A 15,524-nucleotide genomic window follows, 5' to 3' on the forward strand; every position below is an offset into this window, starting at 1 on the left:
CTTTAGATAGTCTCCCTAATCTCAATGCAAAACATAAACCCATATAACCTTAAATTTTAGCACCTTAACATAAAAATAACCGGTGTTGTTATGTCGACAAAGGCTATTTTCCTAATTGGGATAGGCATACTAGTATTCATTATTGGATGGGCGGCAATGCTAAGTGGTGTTGAAGTTAAAACATGTTCAACATATGTTTATGTGCCAAGAGAATTTGTTGGGAGGATGAAGCCACAGTATAGTGAGTGGTACTATTGGAGAAATGTACCAGTTAATTTATCAAATATTGAGTTGAAAGCTAATACACCATTTAACTATACATTCAGCGTTAATAGCACAATAGGTTACATCTACATTGAGATTAGTGGTAGGGTTAGTAATGAGAATTATGAAGGCTATGTGGCAATACTAAATGCTACAAATAATCAAACAGTGATTTACTCTAGTCTAAGCCCAAGCGAGGCGTTTTTTGGGAAAGGATTGAACACAACATTATTTTACCAAAAACCTTTGAACCCAGGAAAATACAAAATTGTTCTACAATTAAACACAGATGCTATTGTAAATAGACTGGCGGTGTACGGACCAAGCTCAAAAGAGTTGGAGATTCAAGCAATAGAAATAACACTAGCACCAGAGTCTGAATCAGCTTATCAACAAATAAAAATCGATTATATATGTGGAATAAGCTTTGCACAAGCACTAGCAGCTTCAACAGCTGTTGGCATAGGTATTTCAATGATTGTAGCAGGTGCTCTAATTGAAGCAGTAAGCACAAGAATAACTCGTTTAAGAATAGCAAAACCTGCTAAGGCAAAAAAGAAGTAAATTTGTTGGTGCCTCTCATTGGTCAAAATACTATTTCTGGGTGTTGGTGGCTGGATATCCAACCCCCTACTTGGCTACACATCATTTGCAGTAATCAATTCAAAAGGTAATTGGATTCTTGTAGAAGCTGGTGAAGGAGCATACCAAAACATAGTAAAGTGTGGACTTAAAATAAATGATAATCTTAAAGGCATAGTCATTTCCCATAGACATGGAGACCACATACTAGGATTGCCAACAATTCTTCAAATAGCTAAGCACTTAGGAATTAAGGAGGTTACTATAATAGGAATAGATGATGTTATAGAAGCTGTTTCAGAACTTATAACAGCTTCAGCATCTCAAAATACAGCAAACATCGTAAAAGCTATTAGACTGGATTTTGGGGAGAAAATAAAAATTGATGATTTCGAAATAGAATTTCTAGAATCTGTTCACACAATACCAGCAGCCTCAATAAAGATAATTGCCAATGGAAAATGCATTGTCTACAGCGGTGACACATCATATAATCCAAGACTAGCTGACTTTGCCAGAAAATGTGATGTGCTCATTCACGAGGTTTCTAGCTATAGCGAAGAAGCCCACAAATATGGCCATAGCACATACAAAGATGCATTTGAGATAGCGCTAAAAAGCAATGTGAAAACATTGGTGCTTACACACTTTTACCAATGGCCTCAGCCAATAAAAACCCCAATTGAAGGCTCCATGGAAATACTTGTTCCACATCCATGTCAAATCCTAGAAATATAAAACGCGAATTCTGCTTGTAACCAGGTTATTGTAAAGGTATAATAGCCTTCAAATTCTTATCCACCTTCACCTTCACCCCATATACCTCTTCTATAATCCTCTCGTTTAAAACCTCCTCTGGTGTTCCAACTGAGTATATTTCTCCCTTGTTCATTAGAATTACCTTATCCGAGAATCTGTACGCTTGTGTAAGATCATGCAATGACATTATTACTGTTAGTGATTTCTCTTTACTTAAACTTTTGATAAGGTTTAGAATATCTATTTGGAATCTCAAATCAAGATTTGCAGTGGGCTCATCAAGAAGCAGTATCCTAGGTTCTGATGCTAAAGCTCTTGCAATTAAAACCCTTTGCAATTCTCCACTACTAAGCTCTGTTAAGTCTCTGTAAATAAATTGCTCTGCTTTCACAGATTTTAAAGCATTGATAGATATTTCAACATCTTTTTTAGTTGGCATAAAATCTATGTGTGGTCTTCGACCTGTTAACACAAAATCTATTACTTTCATACCTGGTGCAATGTTTATATGTTGAGGAACTAGACAAAGCATTTTTGCAAGTTCTCTTCTCGAAAAATCAAACACATTTTTCATATCGATGTACACAGATCCTTTAGTGGGTTTTACAATAGCATCTATTGTTTTTAGCAGTGTTGTTTTTCCAGCTCCATTAGGTCCAACAATGCTTACAATCTCTCCTTCATTAATCTCAAAAGAAACACCATTCAAAGCCTTAACACTGTTATATCTAACCTCAACATCAATAACCTTTATTATAGCCATTGAATCACCTCCTCAGGAGGAGATATATTAAAAGTGGTGAGCCAATCAATGAAAGTGTTATTCCCACAGGCAACACAATTGGCGATAAAACAAATCTGCCAATGGCATCAGCAACTATGAGTAGTATAGCAGCTACAAGCATTGACTGGACAATTAAATATCTGTGGCTATTACCAACAATAAGCCTAGCTATATGTGGTGATACAAGGCATAGAAAAGCTATTACACCAGAAAATGCTGTTGTTATTGATGCTCCAAGTGCAGCAACAATTGAAGTTTCTAATCTAACTCTCTTAGCATCTACTCCACTAGCATAAGCAACATCATCACCTAAAACCATGAGGTCATAATCTATTGATTTAGCAATAAAATATCCTGAAATAATTGCTGCTCCAATAGCCAAAATTCTTAGCTCAACCCAACCAACTCTTCCAACATCACCAAAAGTCCAAAAAACAATTAAGGCTATTTGAAGCTCATTTAGCAAAAGATATTGAACAAGACTTAATAGTGCCTGGTAAAAGAAGTTCATAGCTATAGCAGCTAAAATTAGCGCTTTCTCACTTAAACCAGCTCTAGATGCAAGTAGCAACACAATAGATGTTTGAATAACAGCAAAAACAAATGCAAATATGGGTAATACATATGGATTATTATACAATATAACCCACCTACTTATAGAACCACCAACGCCAGCAAGCAATGCTAGTGCAACACCAAGTGCAGCTGCATTAGATATTCCAAGCGTAAATGGAGAAGCCATGGGATTTCGCAATATTGACTGCATAGCAGCTCCTGAGCCACCAAGAATAAAACCTATTGCAATACTAGCTAAAACTCTTCTCAACCTGAACAACAAAATATCTCTAATATCAGGTGGCATATTGTTTTGGAAAAATATGTACTTGATTACATCTATAAAAGTGATTTTGTAAACTCCTATAGAAATGGATATTGGTATTAAAACTATAAGAATAATTATGGAGAGAATTATAAAAAATAATCTCTCCTTAAATATTCTTTCAATGTACATATAGTAGCCCTAGCCGCATTTAAACTTGTCACTAAGATTTACAAATCCTGGATAACCACCATCAACAAAGTCTTTATATAATGGTTTTCCAAGAAACATCTTGAATATCTCATCAGTTTTGCTAATTGGATCTACATCACTGAACTTATTTGGATACAAAACCTTTCCCATGTAATATGCATCAGCAAGAGCTGTTGCAACATTTGTGTGATAGTAGTTAAATGGTAGTATACCAAAAACCTTTCCCTCCTTAAAAGCATTTAAACCACAGTACTTTGACGAATCCTTTGCAAAATCATTTAAAACAGTATTCAAGTTGTTTTCATCTATGAATATAAATTCTGGTTGTTGCTGCATTAAATACTCAAAATCTATTTGCATGTAGCCACCTTTGCCAGAAACCGAATCAACTATTGATGGAGTATTCAAAAGCAGTAAAGGCGCGAATCTTGCTTGTGTTGCTGTAAATGGCTGTGCACCTTTATATGATATTGCACCAACATAAACCTTTGGCTTTGCAGTTAAATCCTTTGTTCTACTGCTCAGATCAGATACTATAGAATCTATGTATTCTACTAATTTTCGTGCTCTTTCTTCTCTTCCGAGAACCTTTCCAAGCAAGTTCAAAGCACTCTTTATAGCATCTACATCAAGATATCCTGCCATACCATAGTCAATAACAAGCACGCTAGCATTTACCTCTTCAGCTAATCTATCAGGAGAATATAGATCAACATATGTTCTAGACATTATTATGAGCTGTGGCTTTACTGCTCTCAATCTTTCTGGATCAGGTGGCTTATTAGGTCCTCCAGCTCCTACTATAGGCAACTTCTTGAATATGTTGCTAAAAGCCATTGCATAGTCTCTTCCAACAACCCTTTGACTTGTTTCAATTTCTTCTACACCAACAAGAAGATCAGTTGCATTCAGATAAGCAACTAATCTAAGAGCTCCTGGGCCAATGGCAACAACTCTGCTTAAATTCCTTGGTATTTTAACTGTTCTATTGAGAATATCAACAACAGTGAAGTATTCTTGCGAAGACTGTTTCTCCATACTTATTACAGCTTCACCTCTCTTTATCAAAAACAGTGCAACACCTAATGATGCAATAGCTACAGCTATAGCAACAATTATTGCAATTGTTTTACCAATACCTCTATCGAGATACATTTGCAATCACCTTAAATGGTATTTTAACAAATGATATCCCCCTTCCTATAACAGCCAAAGCCTCTTTCCCAGCACATTGAACACAATATGGCTTATTATCCACATAAACAACTTTTGGCGCCATTACAAGTTCTCCACATTTTGAACATCTAATGCTTTCAAATATTGGTGCTCTCTCAATCTCCTCCACAATCTCTACTTCCTGAATAACAAACTCCTCCTCTGGAAGCTCAGCCATTTTATATCCTAATTCAGTCCACATTCTATGCAAATTCTCAATATCCTTCTCACTACCACTTCTCTCAATAACCACTTTTTTAAACAATTCTAGAGCCTCCTTAGAAAAGTGCTTTTCCCTAAGTTTTTGAGAATCTACATATATTCTTATGCCTCTTCTAGCTCCTCTCTTAAAAATTGTAACAGCGTTCTTACCAGTATCTATGTAAATCAAAGAGTTGTTGCCAAAAGTACATCCAGTAGCTATTTGAACACCATCAGCAAAACAGTTATTAACCTCAACAATGGCTATGAGATCCTCTCTTATAGTTTCAGCAACACCAGCCTTAGCAATACCAAGTTTATTTAAGGCTATTTCAGATGCTCTAAGACCCAAAATAAGAAAGGGGCATACATGGCCATGGAAATTCCTTGCCACTTCTATAAGCTCTTTACTTACCACTATAGTGCACCATTTTCACATGTTTGTGTACATTTTTATGTATGTTAGAATATCTTTAAAAGCTTATCGTATTCATGGCAGCAGTTAGGAGAAGCAAAGAAACTGCAAAATAAGTGAAAATGGTCTAGAAATGTTGATGTGGAGAAATGAGGTTCTTGTTTAACAAATCAAGTTAATTTATAAGTGCGTATAGTTGTTGACCTAATTTAAAATGCTTTGCAAATAGTTATGGCTAGTACCATGGCAACTGACATTTCTTTTATCACTAGCTTGAAAAAAGAGTTGAAAGAAAAAATAAGGAAGTTGTTAAGCGAGGAAGAAGCTGAAATTGCTGCTAGAGATGCTCATGCCAAGCGCTCTCCTAGGCCATGTGGATTAACAATTCATACATCAATAGGATGTGTATATCAATGCAGATATTGCTATATTTATGACATGGGCTTTAAACCAACTATAACTCCATATCCTTTAACAGGAATACAGCTAGTCTATGCATTATTGCTCAACAAGTACTTTATACCATCTGCAAATGGGACATATCTTGCTATAGGAAGTGTTTCAGAACCTTTTCACCTACTTGTCAAGGAAAAAACCATTGAGTATATCAAAGCAATTTACACATATCTTGGAAACCCAGTACAGTTTTCAACAAAAGCATTCATAAGCAAATATGATGCAGAGAAAATAGCAAAAGCAAGCAACAACAAGATCTCTCCCCTTATTACAATAATTACGATGAGTAATTGGCATAATTTAGAGCCATATGCACCAACCCCCGAAAAGAGACTAGAGACTGTAAGGAACCTAAGGGAAGCTGGGTTAAAGCCATTTCTATTCATAAGACCGATAATACCAGGTGTTACTGATAGAGAATTTAAAGAGATAATAGATCTTGGTGGTGAGTATGGAGCTGTGGGTGTTGTGGCCGGAGGTCTTAGAGTAACGAAGAATATTTTAGAGAAGCTTAGAGAGGCAGGTGCTAATGTTGGAGAAATATTGAGGAGACTTCGTGTACCACCTGAAAAAATGAAGCCAGGTATGCAATATGAAATCAATGTTGCTGACATCAAAACAGAGATTCAGAGATATGCTAGGAAAAAAGGTTTGGTGTATTTCCCATCTGCATGCATGGCAAATCTTTATACACATGGCATGTTCTGCTGGAGAATGATGTTATATAATGTAAAAGGTCATGACTTGAAAAAGCCATCGCAATCTGAGATAAGCAATCTTCTTAGAGAAATGAATTTCAAACCTCACAACATTGTAATAGGTCAATCAACAATTGTTGCTGAGGGTACATGCTCCGGATGCGACCCAATAATGATTTCAGAAATTGTTAAACACTCATACAAAATTTGTTTGAAATTGCATATCAAAAGAAATATGAAGTAAATCTCTCTACACAATAGTTATTGAAAAACAAATTCAAACTTCGTAACAAATATTTCATGTTGCTGCTTCGGCAATGCGGGAAATACATCACTTATCAGCGCGCGAAGTTCTCCACATCTCAAAAACAAACTATATGCCACTCTACTTTATAAGTTTGTCTTATAAACAACATTTTAAAGAGATGTATGCCTAGTGTTTCCTCATTCTTGCTATAGCTAGGCAAAAACTTTTAAAGTTTTTATGGTATTGTAAGTGCTATGCAAATGAGAGAAGATTTCATACACAATATAAGGGTGCTATTTGTAGATATAGGCAATCTTGTTGTGGGTATAGCCAAAGATGTAGGTCCAAGAATCTTATTTCTAGCGCCAAAAGAGAAACAGGATTTCAATGTTTTTGGCGTGGTTCCAGACTTGGTTGTTGAAACTCCTGAAGGGCTTTGGAGAATATATGGAGGTCATAGATTATGGACATCGCCAGAGGCTATGCCAAGGTCATATTCACTTGATGATAAACCAGTTAAAATAGTTGTGAAGGATAGTGAAATAGTTGTTGAGGGTAATCCAGAACCTCAGAACTGTGTTTTAAAACGTATTAGAATTAGAAGAGGATCTGATGAGAATAGCCTAGAGGTTGTTCATGAAATAGAGAATATTTGTAGATGGCCAATAGAATTTTCCTGCTGGGCCTTAACAGTCATGAGACAAAAAGGATTTGCAATTATACCAATAAAGCCTAGGTGCGTCGATGAGAAATGCCTTTTACCTGATAGATCGTTAGCTCTATGGCCATACACAAAACTGTCTGATAGAAGACTTATTCTAGGCGAGAAATACATATTTATTAAGCAGGATCCTGAAGCAGCTAATCCTCTAAAAATAGGTGTTAACAGTCATGATGAATGGGCTGCTTACTATGTTGATAAATATCTGTTTATAAAGACATTTAGGAAAGAATCTGGTAAATATCCAGACTTTAACTCAGTGATAGAGGTGTATACAAATAACAAAATATTAGAACTTGAAACTCTTGGGCCATTGAGAGTTGTGGAGCCAGGGAAAACAAATATACATGTAGAGTTTTGGAAACTTATTCACGTAGGTGCTGTTGAACCTAGTGAAGAAGTTATTGAAAAAGTATTTAAGAATGTGCTGCAACTATAGACATTTACCTTCATCTCTAATTTTCAACAAAATAATGAATTGGTTGATGCAATAAATTTGCACATTTTAATTTAATTTTATAATGTAAAATATTTTAAATTGATGCTTATGCTAAGGCGTTGAGAACATTTCTTAGTTCAGCAACAAGCTGCTTAGAAACACTACCGTTTCTACCACCAACACAAACAGCGCTTCTAAAACCTATAACATCAAATCCAAGTGTCACAGCATCTTTTATATGGTGTTTATTTAAACCACCAGCAATGGCTGTAAAGAAACCATTTTTCTTTGCCTTGTTAACAAATTCCTGTAGATAATGCCTTGGTAAAATGTCAAATGATGATAAACCCTCCTTACCAAATGTATCAATCATAACGCCTTGAGCACCAGCTTTGATTGCCACATCAATAACTGTTATAGGATCTATAAAGCTATGCTTATGGTAATCAGCATAACTAACAAAAACAATTTTAGATTTTCTCACATTTTCAACAACCTCTCTTCCTATAGCTATAGCTTCTTCAACACTTTTCAAAGCAAAGCCAATTTTAACGTAGTTAACAAAACTATCTAAAGCAGTTACAACATAGCCTAGTTCAGCTGCATTACTACGCACATCACCTATTGCAACACTTACTTCCTTTAAACCATTAACAATTCTCACAACTTCTCTCACAACACTTATTCTAGGCAAGCCCAAACTACCTTTAGCAGGGTCTTTAACATCTATAATATCTGCACCACCCTCCAAAGCATTCAAAACTTCAGAAGATGAGCGAACAGATATGAGAAGCTTTGGCATAGATCTCAAAGTTTTTCACCTAAAGGTTCTAGAGAAGATTTCCTAGATATAAAGCTTAGCTAGGTTCAATGCTAAAGCTGCATCAAATACTCTTTTCTTCTTGCAAGATACTTGTAGGAGTTGTATACGGTGTATGCAGCTGGGAAAATCTCTTTGGCAGCTTCAATTGGTCCATAGAGCAGAAAATCAGCTGCTACTACAAGTGTTGAAATGCTTGCAGCTAGTTCACACGCTTTATACCCATCAGAGCCAAACCTCTCTTTGAATGCCTTTCTTTGAGTTGAAACAGCATTGTGTGCACCGCTACCCACGGGAAGACCAAACCTAGATTTAATTTCTATCATTGTTCTCATGGCTGCTGAGAGACTTGGAATATCAATTACAAAGGTATCTACAAGCAGTTTTTCAATGCCATAGGCAAAGGCTTTGGATAATATAACCTCGAGATTTTTTATTCTTGAATCAACATCAATAATCCTATCTGTGTAAAGCAATGCTATAGCAGCTTTTACACCATAATCTTGCAAAACCTTGTACTCATCATCCTTAGACTTTGCTGTTAAAGAATTGTATATCACCCTATCTATAAAGCCAGCATCTTTAGCATATTGAAAACCAGTTTTCATAATGTTTAAATCTGGGGAGTCTATCAGAATTGGCATTTTTGTTGCATTAGAAACAAACTCTAGATACTTAACCATAGCATTTGGGGTTTCAGCAACAACATCAATCATTGCCGGCATTCTAGTTTTTTGCGACAAATCCTCAACAACTTTGATCAACTCCTCAGCCTTTGCCTTGTCAAACACACCCTGCTTACCATCAACAACAATTTTATGTCCATGGTAAAATATTGTACCTATCAACACTGGAGGGTTTTCAAAAGCATTTCCACCAACCTTAATTCCCCCAATTTCAAAAACTTTTTGTTGTGTTTTATAGTAGAACATTTTCATCACATGTATAACTATCTTCAAACCTGGATTTATAAACACATGGCTTTAAATTATTCTAGGCATGTACTTTTCTATCACATAGCTTATGTTTTCTCTAATTACTTTCAAAGCTTTTGGAAGATACTCAATGACATCATCCGGTGTTACACCATCTTCACCAAGCTCCTCAGCAGCAAGATCTCCTGCAAGGCCATGAATCAAAACACCCATTCTTGCAGCATCCCCAATATCTCTATAGCCAATGCCATACATAGCTGCAATTGTTCCAGTTAAAACATCTCCCATACCAGCTTTCGCCATTCCAGGATTTCCAGTCATGTTAATGTATATATAGCCATCTGGTTTGCATATTAGTGTATGCGCACCTTTCAAAACAATGTAACTGTTCAAGTCTATGCATGTTCTTCTCAAAATGTTGATTGGATCTTCAAGAATTTCAGCAGGCTTTAAATTTATTAGTCTTGAGAATTCACCAAGATGTGGAGTTATTATTGTTGGAAACCTTCTCTTCTTAACCACATCAACATTTCTTGCAATAGCTGTTATCCCATCACCATCAACTATAACAGGTTTTTCAACAACTGCAACAAAGTCTGTTATAAACTCTTGTGTTTCTGGGTTTAGCGATGCTCCAGGCCCAACAGCAACAATATCTATGTCCAAATCTATAACTAGTTTGAGTAAATAGTCTAAGTTACTTTTAGCTATACTCCCTTCACTAGTTTCTTCAAGTGGTATAAACACAATCTCACTGTTTCTAGCGGCAATATATGGCACTATAGACTTTGGAGCTGCTAGTCTCGAATAACCTCCACCAGCTTTAAGAAAAGAGTATGCAACATAGTATGGAGCTCCATAGTAGTATCTAGCACCTGCTACAGCAAGAAACTTTCCAAATGTTCCCTTGTGACCCCATCTAACTCTTTCTGGTGGTGGTAGTGGATAGTTTAGCTCAACTTTAATATCCTCTGATTCAAGAAGTTGTGGAGGGTATGAAAGCCTTGAAACATAGAGTTTTCCACAGTAGTGATAACCTGGATAAAGAATGTTGCCATATTTTGGAAGACCAAAAGTTACTGTGTAATCAGATTTTACAGCAACTCCATACACCTTTCCATTGTCTCCACCAATACCAGATGGCATATCAACACTAATAACAGTTTTCCCAAGCTTGTTAATCGCTTCTATAACACTTCTTCTAAACCCTGTTACCTCACCCTTCAAGCCAATACCAAAAATACCAACAATAAAAACATCACAGTTCTTGGCATAGTCATAAAAGTTCTTGGCATCTTCATCACTTTGAATAAATCTAATTGGTATGCCCATGGACTTAACAAGCTCGAAATTCTTCCTAGCTAACTCAGTAAACTTCGTTGGATCTCCAACAATGTACACCTCAACATTGCATCCAGCAGCATAAAGTCTTCTTGCAGCAACAAGAGCATCACCACCATTATTACCCGTACCAGCAACAACACAAAACCTTTTGTCAAACAATCCAATTTCATTTGCTATCAAACTAAATATAGCTGTTCCAGCATTCTCCATGAGAAGATCATGCGAAACACCAAATTTTTTGAATGCTTCCTCATCAATTCTTCTCATTTCCTCAACACTACAAACCTTTAAACGTAGAGGAATATTTACTTTTGTCATCTAAACACCTGTAGCATTTCAACTACAGAATTTAAGGCTGTTTACTAGAATTTATATTGGCTTTGGTTATCTAAACCATGTTGCTAAAAATCAGTGGAATAGACTATGGACTTTCGCTTTACTATTCATATCTTCTTCCAATGTTTGATGTAAAACCTGTTGAAAGAGGATTTATTTTCAGAAAGGTCATAGGTTTTTGCAGTGGCATTGAATGCAAGTTTGATAGAACTATTCTAAAAACTATATGTACCATTCCTAATAGCTGCCAAAACCATTACACAGATATTCTTGGTCTTAGCACTAACCAATGCTTCAAGGATTTATGCAAATTGTATGGAAATGAAAAATGCATTGCAAGTAAAATAACATTGCTTTATAGCCCAACTGATGCTAGGAATATTCTCTACGCAATTCTATTGTCTAGAAACACAGACTACTTTATAAATACATTGAAGTGGTTTAGAGAATTCATATACAATGGAACTGTAAGAAGTAGAAGCTATGTTGTTAAACAGTTTCTTGAGATAAAGGATAGAATTGAAGAAATTTTCACAAACTTTAAAAACAATATTCAGCAACTAATTGCTGAACTTCTCTCAACAAAGTATGTGGGGCTTAAAACAGTTTCTGCACTTCTTCTCCACGCTTATGGATTAACAGAACATGCCCCAGTTGATAGACATTATCTCATTTACTTGTCAAAGATTTTTCAATGGTTTAAACCAGGGACTGGTAGAAAAAGTATTTGCATTTCCAATATGTTGAATTGTCTTATGTGTAAATATAGAGAGAGGTGTATTTATGGTGTTACAAAAATTTTTGGAAAACTAAATGGTTGTATACAATCCATTGCATACTTATCTAAAAGACTTGCTTTTATTAGAAATGATTTGGAGGAGATTCTCGTACCTAAGGAGCAAAGAGATATAAAAGCTTTGGAAAGAATTGTTTCTATGGTTATTCAAAAAATTGTTGGAGATGCTCAGAAAAATGCAGGGTTATGACCCTTTTCAACTTGGTGAAGCAACTAGGAAGAGTGTTGTTAGAGTTGTTGGTGGTGTTGAGGAGAGGAAGTACTATAGGTTTAGAGGTGGTAGGTGGTATGGGGGAATAGCAACAGGAGATGTTGTTGGCTGTAACCTGAGATGCAAATTCTGTTGGAGTTGGAGATTTACACACATCACAGATAAGGGCTATTTTCGAAGACCTGAGGAAGCATTTGAAAAAATTTTTGCTATAGCTAGTAGAAAAGGCTATAAATATGTAAGGGTTAGTGGTGGAGAGCCAACACTTTCACTAAATCATCTGCAAGAGCTTTTGAAGCTATTTAGCGAAACAAAATATGTGTTTATTCTTGAAACAAACGGTTTGTTGATAGGTAAGGAATATTCGCTTGCAAAAATGCTTTCAAACTATAGCAATGTTGTTGTTAGAGTATCGTTTAAGGGGGCTACAGAAGAAGAATTCAATATGTTAACAGGTGCAAAACCAGAGTTCTTCAATTATCAGTTTAAGGCTTTGGAGAATCTCATAGAGGTTGGTTTCAAGCCTGGGGAAGAGGTATATCCAGCAATTATGCTAAGCTTTAGTACTGATGAAAACTATGCAAAATTCAAAAAGAGATTGATGGAAATAAATCCAAGACTTGTAGAGTCTATAGATGAAGAGTATGTTATTCTATATCCACATGTTATTGAACTTTTAAAGAAAAACAAGTTGAGACCCAGACTAGCATTCACACCAGACAACATACCACAGTGCATGATATGATCTACTGAATTACAAGTGCTCTATATTTCAGCAAGTTGTTTTCATAGCCTATGGACCTAGCCAATCTTTCTACTAGCGACAGCACCTCTTTTTCATAAATTCTTTGAAGCTCAGGAGTGCTCATATAATGATTTATTACTTCATCTCTTAGAAACCTCTTATTGTTAAAGTCTCTCAGTGCTTGAAACACATAGAAGTAATGTCTAAACACATCAGCTCTTGGATTTTTATAACACTCACCACACTTATCATATTTCTCAAGAAGCTTTTCAAGCTCTTGGGAATATAGTGTTGCCTTGGACTTGACAACCTGTCTTAAATGCTCAATAACACCATCATATATTTCTTCATATAATCTTCTTGTTTTAGAACCTGGTGGAAATCTAGACATAACCTCTAGAAGAAGCTGTATAAACACTCCAGACATTTTATATTTGACCATTCCCTGTGTAGCTTCGCCAACAACTCTCCAAACACCAAACCCCTTATCAGAATATGGGTTATGGCCACTACCAGAATGTATAGATATCAGCACATTGTTTGAGTATAGTATTGTGTGTATGTTTCTTAGATAATTGTAAAGCTCTTCTATATTGTCTTCATAGTCCTCTCTTTTCCTAAAACCAATATTTGGTGCTAGAAAATCTGGTTCTATACCAGCTCTTCTCAATTCAAGTACATAGAATAAAACATCTTTAAATTCGCTACGCTTTGGAGTTTCATCAAATGCTACCTCAACTCCAAACTCTTTCTCATTATACTTCTTAATTATATCCAAAACCTTTTTAACATATTCAATGCTTTTTTGATATTTCAGAACAAGCCTAGCTAAGCTCAATCTATCATACTTTATTCTTATTTGTCTATCACCTGATACAAATGTAAATGCTTTTAAATAAAGTCTCTCCATTTCTTTCCTAGTTTCAACATCAATTCTATTCTCATAAAGATCTAAAACATCTTTATCACTTAGCAAATCAATTGAATAATCTATTAATTCACATGTATCTATTGTAACAAAGTCTACACCACCAACTCTTTTAACCTCTCTAAACTCCTCTTCTATGTACTGCAAAGAAAACTCTATTTCACTATCACTAAGAGGCTCAGCAACAGAAACACCTGCAATTTTCTTCAAAGCCCTCTCTACACTACCCATAATAGATACATGATCAGCCTCAATTTCAATAACAGAACCATATAATTCTCCCAAACCTCTACCTTTACTAATATATTCCTCAATAGATGTTCCTGTATGGCCAAAGTAAAACAGTTTAGGATCTGAGGATTGAATATAGCTTGTTGGAGCAGTCTCTCTATTGAAGGATAGCATGAAAGTTCCAGCAATGTTCAAGCTCTTAAAGGCTTTTAACATTGCTGAAGCAACAATGTCAGGAATTCTAATACCAAATGCTGGTCTAGGAAGCTTACCTAAATACATAATCACATCACTTCATGTTAAAAGCAAAAAATTTAAAATTAAAATTTTAATCAAAATGAGGTAGGTGAAACTATGTTATATGGCTACATAAGGAAGAATGAAGTTGATATTGTGGCTAGATTTCCATGGGACATAGGAATAGTTTCATTCATGGTTTTTCCAGAGCTTATGAAAACATCTGAGGGTGCCTCGGAGAAGATTAGGGTTCTGCTAGAGGATCCCTACTTTGACTTGCTAGAAGTCACGATTATTGATGATGGTGAGTGGAGGAAGCTATATGAACTGAATAAGGCATATGGGAAGAAGTTTGCTTTAGGTCTTCAACCAGTTATTTTAACTAGAGGAGTTAATCCAAGTCCTGTTGATGAATCGGAAAGGGTTAGAAATGTTGAGATTTTGGCTAAGGAAATTAGAGTTGCTGGTGAAAGAGGCTATAAAGCTGTGGGTATTTGTTCAGGACCTAATGTCGAGGGGCCTGATAGGGAAAAGGCTAAAAATGCTTTAATCAAAAGCCTAATAGAGCTTGCTTCTGAAGCAGCTAAATACAATATGAATCTCTATCTAGAAACATTCGATGTTGTCTGGGATAGAAAGAGACTTGCTGGTGCATTGCTAGAAACTGTGAAAATTGTTGAGAAAGCGAGGGAACAGGCAAAGAACATCTACATAATGTGGGATTTAAGTCATGCACCATTGTTAAACGAATCACCTGAAATATTAAAATCTTATCCAGAGTTCATAGGGCATATCCACATAGGTTGTGCAAAACAAGTTGGTGATAAGCTTCTAGACACCCATCCAGGCTTTTACAGACCAGGTGCATTAAATACTGAATACGATGTTGCAAAACTATTGACTGTTTTAAGCGACATAAAGTATAGAGGTGCAATAAGTTTTGAGGTTAGACCAGAGGAAGGTCAGCATCCATTAGAGGTTGTAAACTCTGCCAAGAGCGTACTGTTGCGAGCATTTCAACTTTATCTACAATCCAAAGTGTAAATCAGTTTTTTACCCAGTTATAACTTTGTTAAAAAAACAAAGTTTAAATTCTCAAGTTACTGCTTATTACTGCTTAGCTTAAC

15 protein-coding genes are annotated in these 15,524 nt (G+C 35.8%); 7 read left to right on the top strand and 8 right to left on the bottom strand.

The features are described 5' to 3' along the window. Nucleotides 1-90 precede the first annotated feature (90 nt). Both QPL79_RS04565 and QPL79_RS04570 read left to right on the top strand, forming a co-directional pair. On the top strand, nt 91-828 hold the full coding sequence (locus QPL79_RS04565; RefSeq protein ID WP_285273603.1) for a hypothetical protein: 738 nt from the start codon (nt 91-93) through the stop codon (nt 826-828). A gap of 18 nt (nt 829-846) precedes the next feature. After that, a complete protein-coding gene (locus tag QPL79_RS04570) occupies nt 847-1,584 on the top strand; it encodes an MBL fold metallo-hydrolase (RefSeq protein ID WP_285273604.1) in 738 nt (245 codons plus the stop codon). A gap of 25 nt (nt 1,585-1,609) precedes the next feature. On the opposite strand, the gene QPL79_RS04575 is transcribed toward QPL79_RS04570, so the two are convergent. From QPL79_RS04575 to QPL79_RS04590, 4 genes are read right to left on the bottom strand one after another with little or no spacing between them, the layout of a single operon-like run. After that, nucleotides 1,610-2,368 carry an ABC transporter ATP-binding protein gene (locus QPL79_RS04575; RefSeq protein WP_285273605.1) on the bottom strand — a complete coding sequence of 253 codons (759 nt, stop codon included), beginning with the start codon at nt 2,366-2,368 and terminating at the stop codon, nt 1,610-1,612. Nucleotides 2,369-2,372: 4 nt separating this feature from the next. Continuing rightward, nucleotides 2,373-3,401 carry a FecCD family ABC transporter permease gene (locus QPL79_RS04580; RefSeq protein WP_285273606.1) on the bottom strand — a complete coding sequence of 343 codons (1,029 nt, stop codon included), beginning with the start codon at nt 3,399-3,401 and terminating at the stop codon, nt 2,373-2,375. Between the two features lie 9 nt (nt 3,402-3,410). Further along, on the bottom strand, nt 3,411-4,577 hold the full coding sequence (locus QPL79_RS04585) for an ABC transporter substrate-binding protein (RefSeq protein WP_285273607.1): 1,167 nt from the start codon (nt 4,575-4,577) through the stop codon (nt 3,411-3,413). Continuing rightward, nucleotides 4,564-5,256, bottom strand: a complete 693-nt coding sequence (locus QPL79_RS04590; protein WP_285273608.1) for an FmdE family protein — start codon at nt 5,254-5,256, stop codon at nt 4,564-4,566. The genes QPL79_RS04585 and QPL79_RS04590 overlap by 14 nt, the downstream gene beginning before the upstream one ends. Before the next feature lie 240 nt (nt 5,257-5,496). Here QPL79_RS04590 and QPL79_RS04595 point away from each other — a divergent pair, with 240 nt between their 5' ends. Together QPL79_RS04595 and QPL79_RS04600 are read left to right on the top strand one after the other, a co-directional pair. Next, nucleotides 5,497-6,651, top strand: coding sequence for a radical SAM protein (locus QPL79_RS04595; protein ID WP_285273609.1), 1,155 nt, complete (start codon nt 5,497-5,499; stop codon nt 6,649-6,651). A gap of 263 nt (nt 6,652-6,914) precedes the next feature. Next, the gene (locus tag QPL79_RS04600; RefSeq protein WP_285273610.1) at nt 6,915-7,814 is read left to right on the top strand and encodes a hypothetical protein; all 900 of its coding nucleotides are present in this window, start codon (nt 6,915-6,917) and stop codon (nt 7,812-7,814) included. A gap of 106 nt (nt 7,815-7,920) precedes the next feature. On the opposite strand, the gene QPL79_RS04605 is transcribed toward QPL79_RS04600, so the two are convergent. The 3 genes from QPL79_RS04605 to QPL79_RS04615 all read right to left on the bottom strand — a co-directional run bounded on the left by QPL79_RS04605 (nt 7,921) and on the right by QPL79_RS04615 (nt 11,231). Continuing rightward, nucleotides 7,921-8,616: a (5-formylfuran-3-yl)methyl phosphate synthase gene (locus QPL79_RS04605; protein ID WP_285273747.1), complete on the bottom strand. Its 696-nt coding sequence runs from the start codon at nt 8,614-8,616 to the stop codon at nt 7,921-7,923. Between the two features lie 71 nt (nt 8,617-8,687). Beyond that, nucleotides 8,688-9,566: a tetrahydromethanopterin S-methyltransferase subunit H family protein gene (locus QPL79_RS04610; protein ID WP_285273611.1), complete on the bottom strand. Its 879-nt coding sequence runs from the start codon at nt 9,564-9,566 to the stop codon at nt 8,688-8,690. A 51-nt stretch (nt 9,567-9,617) separates the two neighbouring features. Further along, complete coding sequence (locus QPL79_RS04615) at nt 9,618-11,231, bottom strand: NAD(P)H-hydrate dehydratase (protein WP_285273612.1); 1,614 nt, start codon at nt 11,229-11,231, stop codon at nt 9,618-9,620. A gap of 77 nt (nt 11,232-11,308) precedes the next feature. On the opposite strand from QPL79_RS04615, the gene QPL79_RS04620 reads away from it, so the two are divergent. Together QPL79_RS04620 and QPL79_RS04625 are read left to right on the top strand one after the other, a co-directional pair. Continuing rightward, nucleotides 11,309-12,235, top strand: a complete 927-nt coding sequence (locus QPL79_RS04620; RefSeq protein WP_285273613.1) for an HhH-GDP family DNA glycosylase — start codon at nt 11,309-11,311, stop codon at nt 12,233-12,235. Then, nucleotides 12,222-13,001: a radical SAM protein gene (locus QPL79_RS04625; protein ID WP_285273614.1), complete on the top strand. Its 780-nt coding sequence runs from the start codon at nt 12,222-12,224 to the stop codon at nt 12,999-13,001. The genes QPL79_RS04620 and QPL79_RS04625 overlap by 14 nt, the downstream gene beginning before the upstream one ends. A gap of 1 nt (nt 13,002) precedes the next feature. Here QPL79_RS04625 and QPL79_RS04630 read toward each other — a convergent pair whose 3' ends face one another. Beyond that, the gene (locus QPL79_RS04630; protein ID WP_285273615.1) at nt 13,003-14,442 is read right to left on the bottom strand and encodes a tagaturonate epimerase family protein; all 1,440 of its coding nucleotides are present in this window, start codon (nt 14,440-14,442) and stop codon (nt 13,003-13,005) included. 72 nt (nt 14,443-14,514) lie between these two features. Between QPL79_RS04630 and QPL79_RS04635 the strand changes: the two genes are divergently transcribed. Then, the gene (locus tag QPL79_RS04635) at nt 14,515-15,441 is read left to right on the top strand and encodes a sugar phosphate isomerase/epimerase family protein (protein WP_285273616.1); all 927 of its coding nucleotides are present in this window, start codon (nt 14,515-14,517) and stop codon (nt 15,439-15,441) included. Nucleotides 15,442-15,524 lie beyond the last annotated feature (83 nt).

This window comes from Ignisphaera cupida (genome assembly GCF_030186535.1).
In the GTDB taxonomy this organism is placed as follows: domain Archaea; phylum Thermoproteota; class Thermoprotei_A; order Sulfolobales; family Ignisphaeraceae; genus Ignisphaera; species Ignisphaera cupida.

What these genes read in the sequence shown, in the direction of transcription:
- QPL79_RS04580 (WP_285273606.1), bottom strand. Translation starts at nt 3,401, where the DNA reads ATGTACATTGAAAGAATATTTAAGGAGAGATTATTTTTTATAATTCTC.
- QPL79_RS04630 (WP_285273615.1), bottom strand. Translation starts at nt 14,442, where the DNA reads ATGTATTTAGGTAAGCTTCCTAGACCAGCATTTGGTATTAGAATTCCT.
- QPL79_RS04620 (WP_285273613.1), top strand. Translation starts at nt 11,309, where the DNA reads ATGTTGCTAAAAATCAGTGGAATAGACTATGGACTTTCGCTTTACTAT.
- QPL79_RS04625 (WP_285273614.1), top strand. Translation starts at nt 12,222, where the DNA reads ATGCAGGGTTATGACCCTTTTCAACTTGGTGAAGCAACTAGGAAGAGT.
- QPL79_RS04605 (WP_285273747.1), bottom strand. Translation starts at nt 8,616, where the DNA reads ATGCCAAAGCTTCTCATATCTGTTCGCTCATCTTCTGAAGTTTTGAAT.
- QPL79_RS04575 (WP_285273605.1), bottom strand. Translation starts at nt 2,368, where the DNA reads ATGGCTATAATAAAGGTTATTGATGTTGAGGTTAGATATAACAGTGTT.
- QPL79_RS04600 (WP_285273610.1), top strand. Translation starts at nt 6,915, where the DNA reads ATGAGAGAAGATTTCATACACAATATAAGGGTGCTATTTGTAGATATA.
- QPL79_RS04565 (WP_285273603.1), top strand. Translation starts at nt 91, where the DNA reads ATGTCGACAAAGGCTATTTTCCTAATTGGGATAGGCATACTAGTATTC.
- QPL79_RS04615 (WP_285273612.1), bottom strand. Translation starts at nt 11,231, where the DNA reads ATGACAAAAGTAAATATTCCTCTACGTTTAAAGGTTTGTAGTGTTGAG.
- QPL79_RS04585 (WP_285273607.1), bottom strand. Translation starts at nt 4,577, where the DNA reads ATGTATCTCGATAGAGGTATTGGTAAAACAATTGCAATAATTGTTGCT.
- QPL79_RS04595 (WP_285273609.1), top strand. Translation starts at nt 5,497, where the DNA reads ATGGCAACTGACATTTCTTTTATCACTAGCTTGAAAAAAGAGTTGAAA.
- QPL79_RS04635 (WP_285273616.1), top strand. Translation starts at nt 14,515, where the DNA reads ATGTTATATGGCTACATAAGGAAGAATGAAGTTGATATTGTGGCTAGA.
- QPL79_RS04610 (WP_285273611.1), bottom strand. Translation starts at nt 9,566, where the DNA reads ATGTTCTACTATAAAACACAACAAAAAGTTTTTGAAATTGGGGGAATT.